This window comes from Streptomyces sp. NPDC090022, from assembly GCF_044748145.1.
In the GTDB taxonomy this organism is placed as follows: domain Bacteria; phylum Actinomycetota; class Actinomycetes; order Streptomycetales; family Streptomycetaceae; genus Streptomyces.
The window spans coordinates 246,676-265,943 of the sequence record NZ_JBIVFN010000007.1 but is presented as its reverse complement, the minus strand read 5'-3'; the positions used below and the strand labels follow the sequence as shown (position 1 = coordinate 265,943).

17 protein-coding genes are annotated in these 19,268 nt (G+C 72.7%); 6 read left to right on the top strand and 11 right to left on the bottom strand.

Annotated features, from left to right (window positions below):
• Positions 1-21: 21 nt before the first annotated feature.
• The 6 genes from ACIPXB_RS17095 to ACIPXB_RS17070 form a co-directional block, all read right to left on the bottom strand.
• A complete protein-coding gene (locus tag ACIPXB_RS17095; RefSeq protein ID WP_401450155.1) occupies positions 22-2,193 on the bottom strand; it encodes a 3-hydroxyacyl-CoA dehydrogenase NAD-binding domain-containing protein in 2,172 nt (723 codons plus the stop codon).
• 50 nt (positions 2,194-2,243) lie between these two features.
• Positions 2,244-3,458: an acetyl-CoA C-acetyltransferase gene (locus ACIPXB_RS17090; RefSeq protein WP_401450152.1), complete on the bottom strand. Its 1,215-nt coding sequence runs from the start codon at positions 3,456-3,458 to the stop codon at positions 2,244-2,246.
• Positions 3,459-3,504: 46 nt separating this feature from the next.
• Positions 3,505-4,647, bottom strand: a complete 1,143-nt coding sequence (locus ACIPXB_RS17085) for an acyl-CoA dehydrogenase family protein (RefSeq protein ID WP_401450150.1) — start codon at positions 4,645-4,647, stop codon at positions 3,505-3,507.
• A 9-nt stretch (positions 4,648-4,656) separates the two neighbouring features.
• Positions 4,657-5,682: an LLM class F420-dependent oxidoreductase gene (locus ACIPXB_RS17080; RefSeq protein WP_401450147.1), complete on the bottom strand. Its 1,026-nt coding sequence runs from the start codon at positions 5,680-5,682 to the stop codon at positions 4,657-4,659.
• A complete protein-coding gene (locus tag ACIPXB_RS17075) occupies positions 5,682-6,989 on the bottom strand; it encodes a CaiB/BaiF CoA transferase family protein (protein ID WP_401450145.1) in 1,308 nt (435 codons plus the stop codon). The genes ACIPXB_RS17080 and ACIPXB_RS17075 overlap by 1 nt, the downstream gene beginning before the upstream one ends.
• 173 nt (positions 6,990-7,162) lie before the next feature.
• The gene (locus ACIPXB_RS17070; protein WP_401450143.1) at positions 7,163-7,552 is read right to left on the bottom strand and encodes an MmcQ/YjbR family DNA-binding protein; all 390 of its coding nucleotides are present in this window, start codon (positions 7,550-7,552) and stop codon (positions 7,163-7,165) included.
• 94 nt (positions 7,553-7,646) lie between these two features.
• Here ACIPXB_RS17070 and ACIPXB_RS17065 point away from each other — a divergent pair, with 94 nt between their 5' ends.
• The gene (locus ACIPXB_RS17065; protein WP_401450140.1) at positions 7,647-8,846 is read left to right on the top strand and encodes a saccharopine dehydrogenase family protein; all 1,200 of its coding nucleotides are present in this window, start codon (positions 7,647-7,649) and stop codon (positions 8,844-8,846) included.
• Between the two features lie 62 nt (positions 8,847-8,908).
• Here the strand turns inward: ACIPXB_RS17065 and ACIPXB_RS17060 are convergent, their stop codons facing one another.
• Positions 8,909-9,586 (bottom strand): endonuclease V, encoded by a 678-nt coding sequence (locus ACIPXB_RS17060; protein WP_401450138.1) that lies wholly within the window; start codon positions 9,584-9,586, stop codon positions 8,909-8,911.
• Positions 9,587-9,612: 26 nt separating this feature from the next.
• Between ACIPXB_RS17060 and ACIPXB_RS17055 the strand changes: the two genes are divergently transcribed.
• On the top strand, positions 9,613-9,912 hold the full coding sequence (locus tag ACIPXB_RS17055; RefSeq protein WP_401450136.1) for a YciI family protein: 300 nt from the start codon (positions 9,613-9,615) through the stop codon (positions 9,910-9,912).
• A 913-nt stretch (positions 9,913-10,825) separates the two neighbouring features.
• Here the strand turns inward: ACIPXB_RS17055 and ACIPXB_RS17050 are convergent.
• Positions 10,826-11,893, bottom strand: a complete 1,068-nt coding sequence (locus tag ACIPXB_RS17050) for a WD40/YVTN/BNR-like repeat-containing protein (RefSeq protein ID WP_401450134.1) — start codon at positions 11,891-11,893, stop codon at positions 10,826-10,828.
• Positions 11,894-12,196: 303 nt separating this feature from the next.
• On the opposite strand from ACIPXB_RS17050, the gene ACIPXB_RS17045 reads away from it, so the two are divergent.
• The 3 genes from ACIPXB_RS17045 (at position 12,197) to ACIPXB_RS17035 (ending at position 15,720) form a co-directional block, all read left to right on the top strand.
• Positions 12,197-12,613 (top strand): SsgA family sporulation/cell division regulator, encoded by a 417-nt coding sequence (locus ACIPXB_RS17045; RefSeq protein ID WP_401450132.1) that lies wholly within the window; start codon positions 12,197-12,199, stop codon positions 12,611-12,613.
• Between the two features lie 267 nt (positions 12,614-12,880).
• Positions 12,881-14,524 carry an ABC-F family ATP-binding cassette domain-containing protein gene (locus ACIPXB_RS17040; protein ID WP_401450130.1) on the top strand — a complete coding sequence of 548 codons (1,644 nt, stop codon included), beginning with the start codon at positions 12,881-12,883 and terminating at the stop codon, positions 14,522-14,524.
• A 224-nt stretch (positions 14,525-14,748) separates the two neighbouring features.
• The gene (locus ACIPXB_RS17035) at positions 14,749-15,720 is read left to right on the top strand and encodes an acyl-ACP desaturase (protein WP_401450128.1); all 972 of its coding nucleotides are present in this window, start codon (positions 14,749-14,751) and stop codon (positions 15,718-15,720) included.
• A 24-nt stretch (positions 15,721-15,744) separates the two neighbouring features.
• Here the strand turns inward: ACIPXB_RS17035 and ACIPXB_RS17030 are convergent, their stop codons facing one another.
• Together ACIPXB_RS17030 and ligD are read right to left on the bottom strand one after the other, a co-directional pair.
• A complete protein-coding gene (locus ACIPXB_RS17030; protein ID WP_401450126.1) occupies positions 15,745-15,996 on the bottom strand; it encodes a WhiB family transcriptional regulator in 252 nt (83 codons plus the stop codon).
• A gap of 83 nt (positions 15,997-16,079) precedes the next feature.
• Positions 16,080-17,099 (bottom strand): non-homologous end-joining DNA ligase, encoded by a 1,020-nt coding sequence (ligD, locus tag ACIPXB_RS17025; protein WP_401450124.1) that lies wholly within the window; start codon positions 17,097-17,099, stop codon positions 16,080-16,082.
• Between the two features lie 74 nt (positions 17,100-17,173).
• Here ligD and ACIPXB_RS17020 point away from each other — a divergent pair, with 74 nt between their 5' ends.
• The gene (locus tag ACIPXB_RS17020; protein ID WP_401450121.1) at positions 17,174-18,247 is read left to right on the top strand and encodes an ATP-dependent DNA ligase; all 1,074 of its coding nucleotides are present in this window, start codon (positions 17,174-17,176) and stop codon (positions 18,245-18,247) included.
• Between the two features lie 48 nt (positions 18,248-18,295).
• Here the strand turns inward: ACIPXB_RS17020 and ACIPXB_RS17015 are convergent, their stop codons facing one another.
• On the bottom strand, positions 18,296-19,039 hold the full coding sequence (locus tag ACIPXB_RS17015; protein WP_401450119.1) for a class I SAM-dependent DNA methyltransferase: 744 nt from the start codon (positions 19,037-19,039) through the stop codon (positions 18,296-18,298).
• Positions 19,040-19,268 lie beyond the last annotated feature (229 nt).

Genomic DNA, 19,268 nt, shown 5'->3' with positions numbered 1-19,268 from the left:
GCGGGGCTGCTTGACGTCGCGTCAGTCGGCGTACGTCTCGCCGCGCTCGGCCTTCGCCACCAGCGAGGCCGGCGGGGTGAAGCGCTCGCCGTAGGTGCCGGCGAGCTCGCGGGCGCGGGCGACGAAGCCGGGCAGGCCGCCCTCGTAGCCGTTGATGTACTGGATCACGCCGCCCGTCCAGGCCGGGAAGCCGATGCCCATGATGGAGCCGATGTTGGCGTCGGCGACCGAGGTGAGCACGCCCTCGTCGAAGCAGCGCACCGTGTCCAGCGCCTCGGCGAAGAGCATCCGCTCCTTCATGTCCTCGAACGGGATCTCGCTGCCGGGCTTGGTGAAGTGCTCGCGCAGCCCCGGCCACAGACCGGCGCGCTTGCCGGCCTCGTCGTACGCGTAGAAGCCCGCCCCGCCGCTGCGGCCGGGCCGCTCGAACTCGTCGACCATCCGGTCGATGACCCGGTCGGCCGGGTGCTCGCTCCAGGCGCGGCCCTCGGCCTCGAAGGCCTTGCGGGTCTCGTTGCGGATCTTGCGGGGCAGGGTGAGGGTCAGCTCGTCCATCAGGGAGAGCACCTTCGCCGGGTAGCCCGCCTGCGCGGCGGCCTGCTCCACGGAGGCGGGCTCGATGCCCTCGCCGACCATCGCGACGCCCTCGTTGATGAACTGGCCGATGACCCGGGAGGTGAAGAAGCCCCGCGAGTCGTTGACCACGATGGGCGTCTTGTTGATCTGCCGGACCAGGTCGAAGGCGCGGGCGACGGCCTCGTCACCGGTGCGCGCGCCCTTGATGATCTCCACCAGCGGCATCTTGTCGACGGGCGAGAAGAAGTGCAGCCCGATGAAGTCGGCCGGGCGCGCGACCCCTTCGGCCAGGCCGGTGATGGGCAGCGTGGAGGTGTTGGAGCACAGCAGGGCGTCGGGCGCGACGACGTCCTGGATCTCCTGGAACACCTTGTGCTTGAGGCCGGTGTCCTCGAACACCGCCTCGATGACGGCGTCGCAGCCGGCGAGGTCGGCGACGGCCGCGGTCGGGGTGATCCGGGCGAGCAGCGCGTCGCGCTCGGCCTCGGTGGTGCGCCCGCGCGCCACCGCCTTGTCGAGGATCCCCCGGGAGTACGCCTTGCCCTTCTCGGCGGCCTCCGGGGTGACGTCCTTGAGGACCACCTCGATCCCGGCGCGCGCACAGGAGTACGCGATGCCCGCGCCCATCATGCCGGCACCCAGCACGGCGACCTTGGTGACCGGGCGCGCGGCGATGCCCTGCGGGCGGCTGCGGCCGGCGTTGACGGCCTGGAGGTCGAAGAAGAACGCCTGGATCATGTTCTTGGCCGTCTGGCCGGTGACCAGCTCGGTGAAGTAGCGGGCCTCGATGACCTGCGCGGTCTCGAAGTCCACCTGGGAGCCCTCGACGGCGCAGGCCAGGATGTTGCGCGGGGCCGGGTACGGGGCCCCGTTCAGCTGCTTCCTGAGGTTGGCCGGGAACGCCGGGAGGTTGGCGGCGAACTTCGGGTTCGACGGGGTGCCCCCCGGGATCCGGTAGCCGGGGACGTCCCAGGGCTGCTGCGACTGGGGGTGGGCGTCGATGAAGGCGCGCGCCTTGGCGAGCATCTCCTCGGGGGTGGCGGCCAGTTCGTGGACCAGGCCGGCGTCCAGGGCGCGCCGCGGGCTGTACTGGGTGCCCTGGAGCAGCACCTTGAGCAGGGCGTCGGCGATGCCCATCAGCCGTACGGTACGGGTGACACCGCCGCCGGCCGGGAGCAGGCCCAGGGTGACCTCGGGCAGGCCGATCTTGGAGCCGGGGGCGTCGAGGGCGACGCGGTGGTGGCAGGCCAGGGCGATCTCGTAACCGCCGCCGAGGGCCGCGCCGTTGATGGCGGCGACGACGGGGACGCCGAGGGTCTCGATGCGGCGCAGCGAGGACTTGATCGCCGTACCGGTCTCGAAGGCGAGCTGGGCGTCCTCGGGGCGGAGGCGGATCATCTCCTTGAGGTCGCCGCCCGCGAAGAAGGTCTTCTTGGCGGAGGTGACGACGATGCCGCGGATGGAGTCCTTCTCGGCCTCGGCGCGCTCCGCGACCGCCGCGATGGAGTCCTTGAACGCCTGGTTCATGGTGTTCGCGGACTGCTGGGGGTCGTCGAGGGTGAGGGTGACGACTCCGGTCTCGTCCTGCTCCCAGCGGATCGTGCTGGACTCGCTCATGTTCTCTGCTTCCGTTGTCGGTGGCGTGTCGGTTGCGGGATCAGGACGGTTCACAGTCGCTCGACGACGGTGGCGATGCCCATGCCGCCGCCGATGCAGAGGGTGGCGAGGCCGTAGCGCTTGTCCTGGCGCTCCAGCTCGTCGATGAGCGTGCCGAGGATCATGGCTCCGGTGGCGCCCAGCGGGTGGCCGAGCGCGATGGCGCCGCCGTTGACGTTGACCTTGTCGAGGCTGACGCCCATGTCCTTGACGAAGCGGAGCACGACACCGGCGAAGGCTTCGTTGATCTCGATCAGGTCGATGTCGTCGATGGTCAGCCCGGCCTTGGCGAGGGCCTTGCGGGTGGCGGGGGTGGGGCCGGTGAGCATGATGGTGGGCTCGGAGCCGGAGACGGCGGCCGAGACGATCCGGGCACGCGGTGCGAGACCGTTCCGCTCACCGGCCTCGCGGGAGCCGATCGCGACGAGCGAGGCGCCGTCGACGATGCCGGAGGAGTTGCCGGCGTGGTGGACGTGGTCGATCCTCTCGACCCAGTGGTACTTCTGCAGCGCGACGGCGTCGAAGCCGCCGAGGTCGCCGATGTCCGCGAACGAGGCCTTGAGCTTGGCCAGCGAGTCGGCGGTGGTGCCCGGCCGCATGTGCTCGTCGTGGTCGAGGACGACCAGGCCGTTGCGGTCGGTGACCGGGATGACGGACCGGGCGAACCGGCCCTCCTTCCAGGCGGTGGCGGCCCGCTCCTGGGAGAGGGCGGCGAACTCGTCCACGTCGCGCCGCGAGAATCCCTCGATGGTGGCGATCAGGTCGGCGCCGATGCCCTGCGGGACGAAGCTGTTGCTGAAGTTCGTCATCGGGTCGTTGAACCAGGCGCCGCCGTCCGAGGCCATCGGGACCCGGGACATCGACTCCACGCCACCGGCCAGGACCAGGTCCTCGAAGCCGGAGCGGACCTTGGCGGCGGCCAGGTTGACGGCCTCCAGACCGGAGCCGCAGAAGCGGTTCTCCTGGACGCCCGCCACGGTGTCCGGCAGCCCCGCGGAGATCGCCGCGGTCCGCGCGATGTCCGAGCCCTGGTCGCCGACGGGGCTGACCACGCCGAGGACGATGTCGTCGACGGTGGCCGGGTCCAGGCCGGGGTTGCGCTCGCGCAGCGCGTGGATGAGGCCCACCACCAGGTCGATCGGCTTGGTGCCGTGCAGGGATCCATTGGCCTTGCCGCGCCCGCGCGGGGTGCGGATCGCGTCGTACACGTACGCTTCGCTGCTCACTGGTCAAGCCTTTCGGGGAGGTCAGGGTCGGTGGCGGAGGAGGGTCTCAGCCGAGGAGGGAGCGGCCGATGATCTCCTTCATGATCTCGGTCGTCCCGCCGTAGATGGTCTGGATGCGGCCGTCGGTGAAGGCCCGTGCGACCCGGTACTCGGTCATGTAGCCGTAGCCGCCGTGCAGCTGGAGGCAGCGGTCCGCGACGCGTTTTTGCAGTTCGGTGGCCCACCACTTGGCCATCGAGGCGTGCACGTGGTCCAGCTCGCCGTTGGAGTGGTCCACGATGCACCGGTCGAGGAAGGTGCGCGTGACGGCGCACTCGGTGGCCATCTCCGCGATCTCGAAGCGGATGTGCTGGAGCTTGGACAGGGGCCGGCCGAAGGCCTCGCGCTCCTTGACGTACCCGGTGGTGATCTCCAGCAGGTGCTCCGCGGCCGCGATGCCGGCCATGGCGATGCCCAGGCGCTCCTGGGCGAGGTTGGTCATCAGGTGCACGAACGCGCCGTTGAGTTCCCCGAGGAGGTTCTCCTTGGGCACCGTCACGTCGTGGAAGAACAGCTCGGCGGTGTCCTGCGCCTTCTGGCCGATCTTGTCGAGGTTGCGGCCGCGCTCGAAGCCGGGCGTGCCGCGCTCGACGACGAGCAGCGACAGGCCGTGGGCACCGCCCTCGGGGGTCGTCCTCGCCACGACGATCACCAGGTCGGCGAGGATGCCGTTGGAGATGAAGGTCTTGGAGCCGTTGAGCACCCAGTGGTCGCCGCGGTCCTCGGCGGACGTCCTGATGCCCTGGAGGTCGGAGCCGGCGCCCGGCTCGGTCATGGCGATGGCCGTGATGGTCTCGCCGCTGCAGAAGCCGGGCAGCCAGCGCCGCTTCTGCTCGTCGGTGGCCAGCGAGGTCAGGTACGGGCCGATGATGTCGTTGTGCAGCCCGATGGCGAGCCCGGCGGCCCCGGCCCGGGTGAACTCCTCGGCGATGACGGCGGCGTAGCGGAAGTCGGGGTTGCCGCCGCCCCCGTACTCCTGCGGTACGGCCAGGCCCAGCAGGCCCTGCCGGCCGGCCGCGCGCCAGGCCTCGCGGCTGACGATGCCGTCCTTCTCCCACTGGTCGTAGTGCGGGAGCACCTCCTTGGCGAGGAAGGTGCGGACGGTCTCGCGGAACGCGTCGTGGTCGGCATCGAAGATGCGGCGTTGCATCGGGGTCCCCTACAGCCAGTTCTTGACGGTCTCGACGAGCTTGGCCGGCTCCGGGCCGACCGGCGTGACGTTCAGCATGGTGACGCCCGCCTCGCGGAAGGCCTCGATGCGCTCGCGCACGTATCCTTCGGGCCCGCACAGCGTCATCAGCTCGCAGAACTCGTCCGGGACGGCGGCCGCGGCGTCGCGCTTGTGGCCGGCGAGGTAGAGCTCCTGGATCCGGCGGGCGGCGTCCCCGTAGCCGTAGGCGACGGCGAGGTCGTTGTAGAAGTTCTTCCCGACCGCCCCCATGCCGCCGACGTACAGGGCGATCTGGGGGCGCGCGAGGTCGCGTACGGCGGCCGCGTCCTCGCCGATGGCGAGCAGGCCGCCCGCCACGGTCCGCAGCGGGCCGAGCGCCGGGTCGCGCCGGGCGGCGCCCTCGGCGAGCGGCGCTCCCCAGACGTCCCGGGCCTTCTCGGGGAGGAAGAGGGTGGGCAGCCAGCCGTCGGCGATCTCGGCGGTCAGCGCCACGTTGGCCGGGCCGAGGGAGGCGATGTAGACGGGGATGGCGGGGCGCACGGGGCGGGTGAGGATCTTCAGCGGCTTGCCGTGCCGGCCGCCCCGCTCGGGCGGCAGTGGCATGTCGGTGATGCCGTGGTGGTCGATGGTCTCGCGGCGCCAGATCCGCCGGCACAGCTCGACGGTCTCGCGGGTGCGGCCGAGCGGCTTGTCGTACGGCCTCCCGTGCCAGCCCTCGACGACCTGCGGGCCGGAGGCGCCCAGTCCCAGCAGGGCCCGGCCGCCGGAGATCGCGTCGAGGCCGGCGGCGGTCTGGGCGACGAGGGCGGGGGTGCGGGAGTAGACGTTGAGGATGGCCGAGCCGATCTTCATCCGCTCGGTGCGGGCGGCCAGGTAGCCCATGATCGTCGGGGAGTCGAAGCCCCAGGCCTCGGCGACCCAGACGGCGTCGAGGCCGGCCGCCTCGAGCGCGGCCGCCTCGTCGGCGGCGCGGCGCGGATCGCCGGCGTAGTCGAGCAGCATGGACAGGTGCATCAGGCGTCGTCCTTCCCGGCGGCGCCCTGCGCACCGCCGGCCGTGGCAGTCGGATCGAGGGGGGCGGGGGTGCCGGGGTCCGGCGCGGGGGCGTTGGGGTCCGGCGCGGGGGCGTTGGGGTCCGGCGCGGGGGCGTTGGGGTCCGGCGCGGGGGCGTTGGGGTCCGGCGCGGGGGCGGCCAGGGCCGGTACGTCCCAGTCGCGGGCCACGGTCGCCGTGTCCGCCCCCGGCAGGGCCGGGGCGGTGACGACCGTGGCCGGTGTCGCCGAGAAGCGCGGCGCGGGCGCGGGCTGGGTGATCCCGCCGGCCTCCGTGAAGGTGGACCGGGCGGCGAGGTGCGGGTGGTGCGGGGCCTCGCGCAGCGACAGCACGGGGGCCACGCAGGCGTCGGAGCCCTCGAAGACGGCCGTCCACTCCTGGCGCGTACGGGATCTGAAGCGGGCGGCGACCGCCTCGCGCAGCTCGCCCCAGCGCGCCAGGTCCTTGCGGGCCGGGGCCTCGTCCTTGATGCCGAGCAGCTCGGTGAAGGTGTCGTAGAACTGCTGCTCCAGCGCGCCGACCGCCATGTACCCGCCGTCGGCGGTCTCGTAGGTGCCGTAGAACGGGCAGCCGCCGTCGAGGAGGTTGGCCCCGCGCCGGTCCTGCCAGCCGCCGGCCGCCAGCATCCCGTGGATCATGGCGGTGAGGTGGGCGGTGCCGTCGACGATCGCGGCGTCGACGACCTGGCCGGTGCCGGTGGTGCGGGCGTGCTGGAGGGCGGCGAGGACACCGATGACCAGGTACAGCGAGCCGCCCGCGTAGTCCCCGACGAGGTTGGCGGGGACGGCCGGGGGCGCGTCCGGATCGCCGATCATGCCCAGGGCGCCGGTGACGGCGATGTACGCGATGTCGTGTCCGGCGGTGCGGGCCAGCGGGCCCTCCTGCCCCCAGCCGGTCATCCGGCCGTACACCAGCCGCGGGTTGCGGGCGTGGCAGTCGGCCGGGCCGACGCCGAGCCGCTCGGCGACCCCGGGGCGGAAGCCCTCGACGAGGACGTCGGCGCGCTCGACCAGGTCCAGCACGCGGGCGGGGCCCTCGGCGGACTTCAGGTCGAGCAGCACGGAGCGCTTGTTGCGGTTGGTGATGTCGTACGCGGGGTCGACCGCGAGGGCGCCACCGCCGGGCCGGTCCACGCGGACGACGTCCGCGCCGAGGTCGGCCAGCAGCATGGCGGCGAACGGTCCGGGACCGATGCCCGCCAGCTCGACGACCCGTACGCCCGCGAGCGGACCGTGCGGAGCGTGCGGAGCGTTGCCTGTCTCTGCCATCGAGCCCCCAGCATCCCGGCGTCCGTCCGCCGTCCGCGCGTATGACACAACTGATGTAACACCAGCGATGCTAGGAACGCGTTCCGCGCAGCACAAGCCCCCGGGCCGGGCCGATTGAGCAAGCGCTTAGCCCAGGGGCGTCGCGTCCACCCCGTCCGTCCCGCCCGCACGGCTCACGAGGCGCCCGATCGCTCGTCGAGCACCTTGACGTGGCGCTTGAGGGCCACCGTGCGGTAGCTCTCCTCCACCCACTCGCACAGCATCTGCGCGCTCGGCGCCCCCTTCTCCCCCAGCGGTACCGACACCCAACCCGAGCGGCCCAGCCCGTACCCGGTGGGTTCGGCACCCGGCGCGGTCATCGCGTGGCCGTGCAGCGCCTCGTCCTTGAGCTTGACCGACAGCCCGGGCGGGTTCGGCCCGTCCGTGTTGCCCAGGAAGACGAAGATCTTCTTGTTGACCTTGATCACGCAGTCCTCGGGTCCCCACGGGAACTCCTCGACCGCTTCCGGCAGCCCGAGCGCGAACTCGCGCACCTGCTCCCACTTGCGCACCGCAGCCTTCACCGAAGCCTCCTCACTCCCGCGGGCCCAACCGCTCGCACGAGCAGTCGCTCCTCACGCTAGCCTCAGCCACCGACATCGGCCCGGAGGAGCGAGGGTGACTGGACAGGTTCGCCACGTCGACGCACAACGCACGTATGACGTCGTACTCTTCGGCGCGACGGGTTTCGCGGGGTCCCTGACCGCCGAGTACCTCGCGGCGAACGCCCCGGCCGGCTGCCGCTGGGCCCTCGCGGGCCGTGACACGGCCAAGCTGGAGCGGCTGCGCGAGCGCCTGGCCGCCCTCGACCCGGCGTGCGCGAAGCTGCCGCTGCTGCGCGCGGACGCCTCCGACGCGGGCGCGCTGCGCGAGCTGGCCGCCGCCACCCGGGTGCTCGCGACGACCGTCGGCCCGTACGTCCTGTACGGGCGGGAACTGGTCGCGGCCTGCGCCGAGTCCGGCACCGACTACGTGGACCTGACCGGCGAGCCGGAGTTCGTGGACCGGGTGTTCGTCGAGCACGACGCGCGGGCCCGGGAGACCGGCGCGCGGATCGTGCACGCCTGCGGCTTCGACTCCGTCCCGGCCGACCTCGGCGCGTACTTCACCGTGGGCCGGCTGCCCGAGGGCGTACCGCTCACCGTCGACGGCTTCATGAGCGGCCACGGGCTCTTCTCCGGCGGAACGCTCGCCTCCGCACTGACCGCGTTCAGCCGCGGCCCGCAGACCCTGGCCGCCGCGCGGCGGCGCCGGCTGCACGAGCCGCGGCTGCTGGGCCGCCGGGCCCGGGGGCCGGTCGGGGCGCCGCGGTTCAGCCGCGAGACGGGCCGCTGGGCGCTGCCGCTGCCCACCCTGGATCCGCAGGTGGTGGCCCGTTCGGCGGCCGCCCTGGAGCGCTACGGCCCGGACTTCCGCTACCGGCACTACGCCTCCGTCAAGCACCTGCCGGTGGCGGTCGGCGGCACGGCGGCCGTGGGCGCGGCCGCCGCCCTGGCCCAGATCCCGCCCGCGCGGCGCTGGCTGATGAACCGCTGGGAGCCGGGCTCCGGCCCGGACGCCGAACGCCGGGCGCGCAGCTGGTTCTCGGTCCGCTTCGTGGGCGAGGGCGGCGGCCGGCGGGTCTTCACCGAGGTGTCGGGCGGCGACCCGGGGTACGGGGACACGGCCAAAATGCTGGCCGAGTCGGCGCTGTGCCTCGCGTACGACGAACTCCCGGCCCGGGCCGGACAGCTGACCACGGCGGTGGCGATGGGCGACGCGCTGCTGGAGCGGCTCCGGCGGGCGGGGATCCGCTTCCGGGTGGCGGACGTCCGCTGACGACTCCGCCCTACCTACCTACCTACCTACCTACCTACCTACGTACCTGCCTACCTGCCCACCTACCGCGCCTCGCGCAGGGCCCGGCGGCACAGGGAGTCCGCGTGCCGGGTCGTCTCGGGTATCCGGAAGCGGGGACTGAGGGCCAGGGCGTGCGCGCAGGCGTTGTCCAGGCCGATCCGGTGGCCCACGGAGACGTAGACGGGCTTGACCGCGGCCTGCGTGCGCAGGGCCCGCCCGACCTCGCTCCCGTCGGCGGCGCGCAGGGGCGTGGCCGCACCGCGGCCGGCGCCCGGTTCCTCGTACGTGAAGGTGAACGGGTTCTTGGCCACGCCCATGCTCGGCAGGCCGGTCACCACGCCGAGGTGGCAGGCCAGCCCGAAGCCGCGGGGGTGGGCGAGGCCGTAGCCGTCGCAGACGACGAGGCCGGGGGTGGCGGTGAGGGCGTCGAGGGCGGCCAGCACGGTGGGCAGCTCCCGGAAGGCCAGCAGGCCGGGAACGTAGGGGAAGCTGACGTGCCCCACGGCGGTGGCCTCCTCGACCACGTCGAGGGTCCGCCCGTCGAGGACGACGGCGGCCGCGGCGACGAGGTCGCGCTCGTCGTCGTAGGCGACGTCGACCCCGGCGATCAGCCCGCTGCCGGGCGGGGGCCCGGCCTCGGTGAGGATGACCCGGTCGCGCAGTTCGTCCTGTATCGCCCGGGCCTCGGCCTCGTCGGCGGGGGTCTTCACACTCGTCATGATGGTCCGAGAGTAGCCTGACGATCATGTTCATCATGGAGCTGACCTACACCGTCCCCGTCGAAGCCGTGGAGGAGGAGATGGACGCGCATATCGCCTGGGTGGACGGCTACTACGCCTCGGGCGTCTTCCTGGCGTCGGGCCGCAAGGTCCCGCGCGACGGCGGCGTCATCCTGGCCCACGGCGTCTCGCGCGCGGAGGTCGAGCGCATCGCGGAGGAGGACCCGTTCACGGTGGCGGGCGTCTGCGCGTACCGCATCACGGAGTTCATCGCGACGAAGACCTCGTCCGACCTCGCCCCGGTCCGCGAAACCCCGACCCCGTAGGTCCGCCCTGCCGGACCGGGGCCGGACACCGCCCCCGCCCGCACTCCGGACAGCGGCCCCGGCCGCGCTCCGCCGGCCCGAAGTCGAACACCGCCCCCGGCCGAGCCCCGCCGGACCGGCCCTGGGGGGACACCGTCCGACGCCCTCCCGCCCACCGGACGAACGAAGACGTCTACGCACCGCACCGCACCCGCCCGGGCCCGGCCGGCTTCTGCCCGCCCCGGCCGGTCGGCGCCCATCCGGCCGGGGTCGGACAGCGGCCCCGGCTGCGCTCCGCCGGACCGGCCCTGGGAGGACGCCGCCCCGCGCCCTCCCGCCCGCCGGCGAACGAGGACGTCCCCTCACCGCACCCGCCCGGGGTCGGCCTGCCTGGGCCCGGCCCGGGGCGCGCGGCCCGCCGGAAAGTACCGGCCGACCCGGCCCAGCGTGAGCCGCCCCCGCCCCGGCCGTTCGGTGGCCCGTCCTCCCTGCCGTTCGTTCGGGGGCGGGGTGGGCCGGGCCGGACCCCGGACGAGGGGATCCTGGGCGCCAGGGGCTGGGCCACGGACCCCGGGCCACGGATGCGGGCCGGACCCGGGCCGGGGACGCGGGTGCAGGAATCCGGGCCAGATCCTGGGCCGCTGACCCCGGGCGAGGGGGTCCGGGGCCGGATCCCGGGCCGACGAACCCCGGAGGAGGGGATCCGGGCCGGGCCCCGGGCCGCGGATGCGGTGTAGGGATGCAGGCCGGACCCCGGGCAGCGGGCCCCGGGACACCGGCTCCGGGCGATCCGCGTCGGACCCCGGGCCACGGGCACCCTGGGCGAGGGGATCCGGGTCGGACCCGGGGCCACGGACACCCTGGGCGTGGGGATCCGGGTCGGGCCCCGGGCCGTGGACCGCGGGCGAGGGGGGCCGGGGCGACGGGGGCGGTCCTACCCCACGCCCGGTTCCAGCCTGCCCACCCGGCCCTTTTCGCCCGCCGCCCAGCAGGCGCCGTCCCGCCCGCATGCCACCGTGTCGAACGACCCGGCGTCGAGCGGGCGCCACGTACGGCCCGCGTCCAGGGTCACGTCCGTGCCCGTCGGCCCCACCGCCAGCGCCACCGAGCGCAGGTACGGCAGCCAGGTCACGCCCGACCGGTAGGCGGCCGGCGGCGTGGCCGCGGCCCGCCAGGTCGCCCCCGCGTCGGACGAGACGGCGGCCGCCCTCGGCGACGCCTCCCCGGTGCGGTAGTCCCCACCGACGGCCAGCCCGGCCGCGCGCGCCCCGCCTTCCCGGAACGCCAGCCCGAAGACCCCCTTCGCCGGATCACCGCCGGGCACGGTGGAGTCGGCCACCCGCCACGTCAGCCCCCGGTCCGACGAGTGCAGCACCCGCCCCGCCGCCCCGCCGCCGGTCGCGAGCCAGACGTCCCGCGGGCCCGCGCTCACCAGACACTGACCGCTCGCCGCGAAGCCCGCCTCCCCCGGCAGGGCGGCCGGCATCCCCTCCGCCGGCAGCACCCGCCAGCTCCGCCCGCCGTCCTCCGTCGCGAGCATCCGGAACCTGCCGTCCACCGGGTCGCTCACCGCGAGCCCGTGCCGTGGGTCGAAGAAGGTCAGGCAGTCGTAGAACGCCCGCGCGTCACCGTTCCTGAACGTCTCGCTCCACGTCGCGCCCCCGTCCTCCGTACGGAAGATCCGCGAGTCCTCGCCCTCCCCGATCGACAGGGCGACGGCCCGCCGCGCGTCGAACGCCTCGATGTCGCGCAGCTCCAGCCCGTCCGTCACGGCCGCCGGCGGCGACACGTCGCTCCAGCTGCGTCCCCCGTCGACCGTGCGCAGCACGGTCCCCTTGGACCCGGACACCCACGCCGTACTCCGGCTCACGGCCGCGAGCCCACGGAAGCGGGCCTCGGCCCCCGTCGCCTTCAGCTTCCACCCGGCCCCGCGCAAGTCCTGTGCTCCGCCCGCCGCCTGCGCGGGTGCGGCCAGCGCACCGACCAGAAGCGCCGCGCACATGCCAACTCCCAGAAGTCTCATGGCGCGGGAAGCTAACGCACCCCGCGAATCTCCGTCCAGGGCGCCTTGGGCTCGCCGGGTGAGCGGAAATCGGCCGTACTCCGCGCCTCCCATCACCCCACCCCGCCTCCGGAATCCCTCACCCACCCCCACTCCTGTGCGATCGCACCAGTGAGAACCAGCCAATCGGTGATACAGCTCACGTACCCCCGGCATGCACGGATTCGCCGTTTTCCGCGTCTATCCGGGTGCCGGGCGCCCACCCCTTCCGCCCGCACCCGATCCGCAGCAAGGGAGCGAGCCTTGATCACTGTCATCGAGCAGGCCGTGCAGGCCCGTCTGGTCGCCACCGCACCGAAGGTCGAGATCGTTCCCGTCACCCTCTGCTACGACCGGTCGGACCCCTTCGCCGTCCGCATGGCCTTCCCCGCCCCCGCGACCCTGGAGGGCATCGAGGTCTCCTGGACCTTCGCGCGGGAGCTGCTGGAGGCCGGCCTGGACCGCCCGACGGGCCACGGCGACGTCCGCGTCCGTCCGTACGGCGCCGGCCGCACGGTCGTGGAGTTCCACGCGCCGGAGGGCGTCGCGATCGTCCTCATGGCGTCGGCGGACCTGTACCACTTCCTGGAGCGCGCCGCGTCGATCGTCCCGCCGGGCACGGAACACCTGTTCCTCGACATGGACCACAGCCTGGCCGAGCTGATGCGCGACTCCTGCTGACACGGCCCGCCCGAGAACCACCCACCCCACCCACACCCGTAATTCGATTGCGGGCGGTACCACCCGCCCGTAGCTTCGAAGGCGACCCATCCCCGCCGATCGGAGCAGGACGTTGCTCTTCTGAGGTCCGAGACACCCACCCGTACGCACAGGCGCCCCGTGCCTCCGCACCCCGCGCCCTGGCTGCCGCAGCCGTTACCCGGTGGCCCGGCCGTACGCCGGTGTCTCCCCGCGTTGCACCGCACATCCACGCAACCTGGAGACCTCATGAGTCACACCCATGCCCCGGCGTCCATCGCCTGCTCCGCCCTCTCCTTCGACTGGCCCGACGGCACCCCCGTCCTCGACGGGCTCCAGCTCACCGTCGGCCCCGGCCGCACCGGCCTGATCGGCCTCAACGGATCGGGAAAGTCGACCCTGCTGAAGCTGATCGCGGGCACACTCACCCCGTCCGACGGTCACATCGCGGTCGCCGGAACGGTCGGCCACCTCCCGCAGGACGTCACCCTCGACACCGCCCTCCGCGTGGACGACGCCCTCGGCATCGCCGCCACCCGGGCCGCCCTGCACGCCATCGAGGCGGGCGCGGCGACCGAGGAGAACTTCGCGGCCGTCGGCGACGACTGGGACGTCGAGGAGCGCGCCCTCGCCACGCTCGACCAGCTCGGCCTCGGCTCGATCGGGCTGGACCGCACCGTGGGCGACCTCTCCGGCGGCGAGTCGGTCCTGCTGCGCCTGGCCGCGCTGCTCCTGGCCCGCCCCGACGTGCTGCTGCTCGACGAACCGACCAACAACCTCGACCTGCGGGCCCGCAACCGCCTCTGCGCGGCCGTCGAATCGTGGTCCGGGGTGATGGTCGTGGTCAGCCACGACCGGGAGCTGCTGGAACGGGTCGACCAGATCGCCGAGCTCCGCGAGGGCGAAGTGCGCTGGTACGGCGGGAACTTCAGCGCGTACGAGGAACTGGTCGCCGCCGAGCAGGAGGCGGCCGAGCGGATGGTCCGCGTGGCGGAGGCCGACGTACAGCGCCAGAAGCGCGAACTGGCCGACACCCACGTCAAGTTGGCGCGGCGCAAGCGGTACGGCCAGAAGAGCCAGGAGAACAAGCGCGTGCCTCCGATCGTGGCGGGCGCCCGCAAGCGCGCCGCGCAGGAGTCGGCCGGCAAGCTCCGTACCGCCCACACCGAGAAGCTCGTCCAGGCGCGCGAACGTCTCCATGAGGCGATCGAGTCCGTCCGGGACGACGCCGAGATCCGTATCGAGCTGCCCACCACCCTGGTGCCGCCGGGCCGCCGGGTGCTGACCCTGCGTGACGTGCGGCTCGCCCACGGGGCGACCGTCCGGGGCGAGTGGGACCTGCGCGGACCGGAACGGATCGCGCTCGTGGGCCGCAACGGTTCGGGCAAGACGACGCTGCTGCGGACGATCGCGGGCCTGATCGAGCCACGGGCCGGAGAGGCGGTCACACACGTACCGACCCGCTTCCTGCCACAGCGTCTCGACGTCCTCGACGAGCGCCGGACGGTGGTGGAGAACGTGGCGTGGTTCGCCCCCGAGGCCACCAACAACCGGATCCGGGCGCGCCTGGCGCACTTCCTGTTCCGCGGCGGGCGGGCGGACCAGCCGGCCGGCAACCTGTCCGGCGGCGAGCGCTTCCGGGCGGCGCTGGCCGCGCTGCTGCTGGCGGAGCCGGCCCCGCAGCTGCTGATGCTGGACGAGCCGACGAACAACCTCGACCTGGCCAGCGTCCGGCAGCTGACCGACGCCCTGGAGTCGTACCAGGGGGCACTGGTCGTGGCGAGCCACGACGTGCCGTTCCTCGAATCCCTGGGCATCACCCGCTGGCTGCTGCTCGACGGCGAGCTCCGCCCGACGACGGCGGAGCAGGTCCGCGCGGCCATGTGGGAGTAGGACCGGAGGCGCGTGATCACGCCTGCGGCACCCCTTCCCCCGCCCGAAACGGGTGCCGCGGGTCACCTCTATGTTGCCCTCACCACACCTTCGAACTGCGGACATAACAGTACGTAACCATCTACACCCACCCCTGGGGCTTGGCTGACCTTCACGCTGCGCTTAACCTACGGTTTCGTAGGCTACGGAACCGTAGGTAATTCGCTTTGTCCCCAGGAGCACCCGTGACGATCACTTCTCCCCACCTCGGCAGCTCGGAGGCGTGGACCGACGCCAAGCTGCTGTACGCGCTGGAAGAGGTCGTGGAGAAGGAGCTCAACCGCCATCTGAAGGTCACCAAGGACTGGATGCCCCACGAGTACGTCCCGTGGAGCGACGGGCGGAACTTCCCCGGCTTCTTCGAGGACGGCGAGGCCTGGGACCCGGCGCAGTCCAAGGTCACCGACATCGGCAAGATCGCGCTGGTCGTGAACCTGCTGACCGAGGACAACCTCCCCAGCTACCACCACGAGATCGCCACGCTCTTCGGCCGCAACGGCGCCTGGGGCACCTGGGTGCACCGCTGGACGGCCGAGGAGGGCCGCCACGGCATCGTGATGCGCGACTACCTGCTGGCCTCGCGCGCCGTGGACCCGGACAAGCTCGAAGTGTTCCGCATGCAGCACATGTCGGAGGGGTTCGAGTCCGACAACCGCCACTCCATGCTGCACTCGGTGGCGTACGTCGCCTTCCAGGAGCTCGCCACCCGCATCTCGCACCGCAACACCGGCCACCAGTCCGGTGACCCGGTATGCGACCGGATGCTGGCGCGCATCGCGCAGGACGAGAACCTGCACATGATCTTCTACCGCAACCTGCTCGCGGCCGCCTTCGAGCTCGCTCCGGACCTGACGATGCAGGCGGTGCGGGACGTGGTCGTCAACTTCCGGATGCCCGGACACGGCATGCCCGGCTTCGAGCGGATGGCCGCGCAGATGGCGATCGGCGGGGTCTACAACCTGCGGATCCACCACGACGACGTGCTGAGCCCCGTGATCCGCTTCCTGAAGATCATGGACATCGACGGCCTGGGCCCCGAGGGGCAGAAGGCCCAGGACGAGCTCGGCCTGTTCATGAACGGCCTGGACTCCGAGGCCCGCAAGTTCGACGAGCGCCTGGCCGCCCGCGCCGCGCGCCTGGCCGCCCGCAAGGGCTGACCGACGGCCCGACCCCGGCGGCTGCTAGCCCCGGCGGCTGCCGCTCGGCCGCAGGGCGTTGCGCTCGCGCTCCGACAGGCCGCCCCAGACGCCGAACCGCTCGTCGTTGGCCAGCGCGTACTCCAGGCACCCGGCCCGGCCCTCGCACGCCCCGCACAGGCGCTTCGCGTCGTGCAGGGACGTGCCCGGTTCCGGGAAGAAGAAGTCCGGGCCGGTCTGGGCGCAGAGGGCGAGCTCGTGCCAAGCGGGAGCCGTCGTGTTCGTGTTGATCGACATGCGCCGATCCTTGTCGGGCCCGATGAGCGTCCGATCAACGACCGATCAACGCGCGTCAAGCCGACGTGCCGGAGCACGACGCCTCAGTCCTCGCGCTTGGCACGGCTCGGCTGGACCCGCTTGGGTTCGCCCGGCATCTTCGGGTAGTCCGGCGGGTACGGCATGTCTCCCAGGCCGTGATCGTGTTCGTCGCGGTGGGACAGCTCCAGGACGGCGTCCAGGGTGAAGGCCTGCTCGTCCATGTCCGCGTGGATGTCGCCGAGTTCGGCATAGCGCGCGGGCATGGTGACGATGTCGAAGTCGCGGGGCTCGGCGGAGTCGATCTCGTCCCAGCGCAGCGGGGCGGAAACCGGGGCGTGCGGGCGCGGGCGGATGGAGTAGGCGGAGGCGATGGTGCGGTCTCGGGCGGTCTGGTTGTAGTCGACGAAGATCCGCTCGCCGCGCTCCTCCTTCCACCAGGCGGTGGTGACCTTGCCGGGCATCCGGCGCTCCAGTTCCCGGCCCAGCGCGATCGCGCAGCGGCGGACCTCGGTGAAGGTCCAGCGCGGCTCGATCGGCACGAAGACGTGCAGGCCCCGGCCGCCGGAGGTCTTGGGCCAGCCGCGCAGGCCCAGCTCGTCCAGCAGGGCCCGCAGCTCGTGGGCGGCCGCCACCGCGTGGTGGTAGTCGGTACCCGGCTGCGGGTCGAGGTCGATGCGCAGCTCGTCGGGACGGTCGGTGTCCGCACGGCGCACCGGCCAGGGGTGGAAGGTCAGACAGCCCAGGTTGGCGGCCCACAGCACGGCGGCCGTTTCGGTCGGGCAGATCTCGTCGGCCGTCCGCCCGCTGGGGAAGGAGATGTGGGCGGTGGGGATCCAGTCGGGCAGGTTCTTCGGGGCGCGCTTCTGGAAGAACGACTCGCCCTCCACCCCGTCGGGGTAGCGCTCCAGGGTGGTGGGGCGGTCCCGGAGGGCGCGCGTGATGCCGTCGGCCACGGCCAGGTAGTACGTGGCCACGTCCCGCTTGGTCAGCCCCCGCTCCGGGAAGTACACCTTGTCCGGATTGGACAGCCGGACCGTCCGTCCGCCCGCGTCCAGCTCGATCGCATGACCGGATGCACCCATGTGCGCCACGGTAGGCGGGCCGGGCGGGCCCCGCACACCGGGCGAGGCCGTCCGTACCACCGCAGAATCGAGGCATGGATCTGCCCGTGATGCCTCCCGTCAAGCCGATGCTCGCCAAGTCCGTGACCACGATCCCGCCGGGCATGCAGTACGAGGCCAAGTGGGACGGCTTCCGGGCCATCGTGCACCGCGACGGGGACGAGGTGGAGATCGGCAGCCGCACCGGCAAGACGCTGACCCGCTACTTCCCCGAGCTGGTGACGGCCCTGAAGGAGAACCTGCCCGGCCGCTGCGTCGTGGACGGCGAGATCGTGATCGTTCACGGCGGACGGCTGGACTTCGACCGCCTCACCGAGCGGATCCACCCGGCGGCGTCCCGCGTGAGGATGCTCGCGGAGACGACCCCCGCCAGCTTCGTGGCCTTCGATCTGCTCGCCCTCGGCGACGAGGCACTCCTCGACACCCCGCTCGCCGACCGCCGTACCGCGCTGTCACAGGCCCTGTCCATGGCCCGGCCCCCCGTTCATCTGGCGCCCGCGACCACCGACCCCGCCCTCGCGCGGGAGTGGTTCGAGCGATTCGAAGGCGCCGGGCTCGACGGGGTGGTCGCCAAACCCCTCGACCTGCCCTACCGGCCCGACGCACGCCTCATGTTCAAGATCAAGCACGAGCGTACGGCCGATGTCGTCGTCGCCGGCTACCGTTTCCACAAGAGCGGTCCGATTGTCGGATCGCTCCTCCTCGGCCTCCACGACGACCACGGCCGCCTCCAGCACGTCGGGGTCTGCGCCGCGTTCCCCATGAAACGCCGCGCCGAACTCGTCGGCGAACTGGAACCCCTGCTGATGCCGGACGGCGCGGCCGGCCACCCCTGGGCCGCCTGGACGGACGAGAGCGCGCACGAGAGCGCCCGCCTGCCCGGCGCGCAGAGCCGCTGGACCGGCAAGAAGGACCTCTCCTGGGTCCCCCTGCGCCCCGAACGCGTCTGCGAGGTGGCCTACGACCACATGGAGGGCGACCGGTTCCGCCACACGGCCCAGTTCCGCCGCTGGCGCCCGGACCGCGCCCCCGACAGCTGCACGTACGCCCAGCTGGAGGAGATCGTCGGCTACGACCTCGCCGAAGTGCTCGGCACGGTCGGAACGTAGCTCGGGGTCGAGACGGTCACGGAGTACGTCGACGGCCCGCTGGCCGGCCTAGCGGTCCGGCTTGCGCCACACGGAGATGTGCTTCACGGAGTCCTGCGTGAACGGAGCCCCGTCCCAGTCCGCGACGCGACGTTCCAGCTCGAGCCCGGCGATCCGTGCCATCAGGTCGAGCTCTGCCGGCCAGGCGTACCGGTGCCGGGAGTTGTCGCGGCGGTAGCTGCCGTCGTCGCCGTCGCGGGTGAAGTGGTGCGAGACGAGGATCTGCTCGACGAGGTCGAAGGTGTCGAAGCCGACATGCTGTTCGGATACGTCGAACGGCACCGCGACCTGGCCGGGCGGCAGGAACCGCAGCGGCGGCACGCCCAGCTCGATGACGAATCGGCCGCCGGGCTCGAGATGACGTGCGGCGTTGCGGAAGCACTCGACCTGCTCGTCCTGCGTGAGCAGGTTCGTGATGGTGTTGTAGACGAGATAGACCAGGGTGAACTCGCCGGGAACGACGGTGGTGGCCATGTCACCGATGACGACCGGGAGCGTGTCCTCGTCGCTCTTGCGCCGCAGCACCGCTGCCATGTGCTCGGACAGTTCGATGCCCACGACCGGCACGCCGCGTTCCCGGAGCGGGACGCCCACGCGTCCGGTTCCGATGGCGAACTCCAGTGCCCGGCCGTCGCCGGCGAGCTCGGCGAGGAAGGCGAGCGTCGGCCCGAGAACGGCGGCCGAGGACGTCTCGGTCTCCTCGGCGTCGTAGCGTTCGGCGGTCGCACGGGTCCACAGCTCACTGCTCGTCATGGGCGGCCACTCTGCCGGACACCGAGGGGCGCTGTCGAAGCGTTTTCACGGCTCCGGCCGAGCGATCCAGCACCCCCGACTCTGCTCGGTGCAGCTGACCCCTCGCAGCGCCGGTCCGAGTCGGCACTGCCTTCGTATCCCGGTGGTGCGTTGGATTCAACTCCCCCTGCGTACCTGCCTGTTTGTCGGTTCAGCGTGGTTGTCGCTACAGTCGCCGCGTCTGGAACGC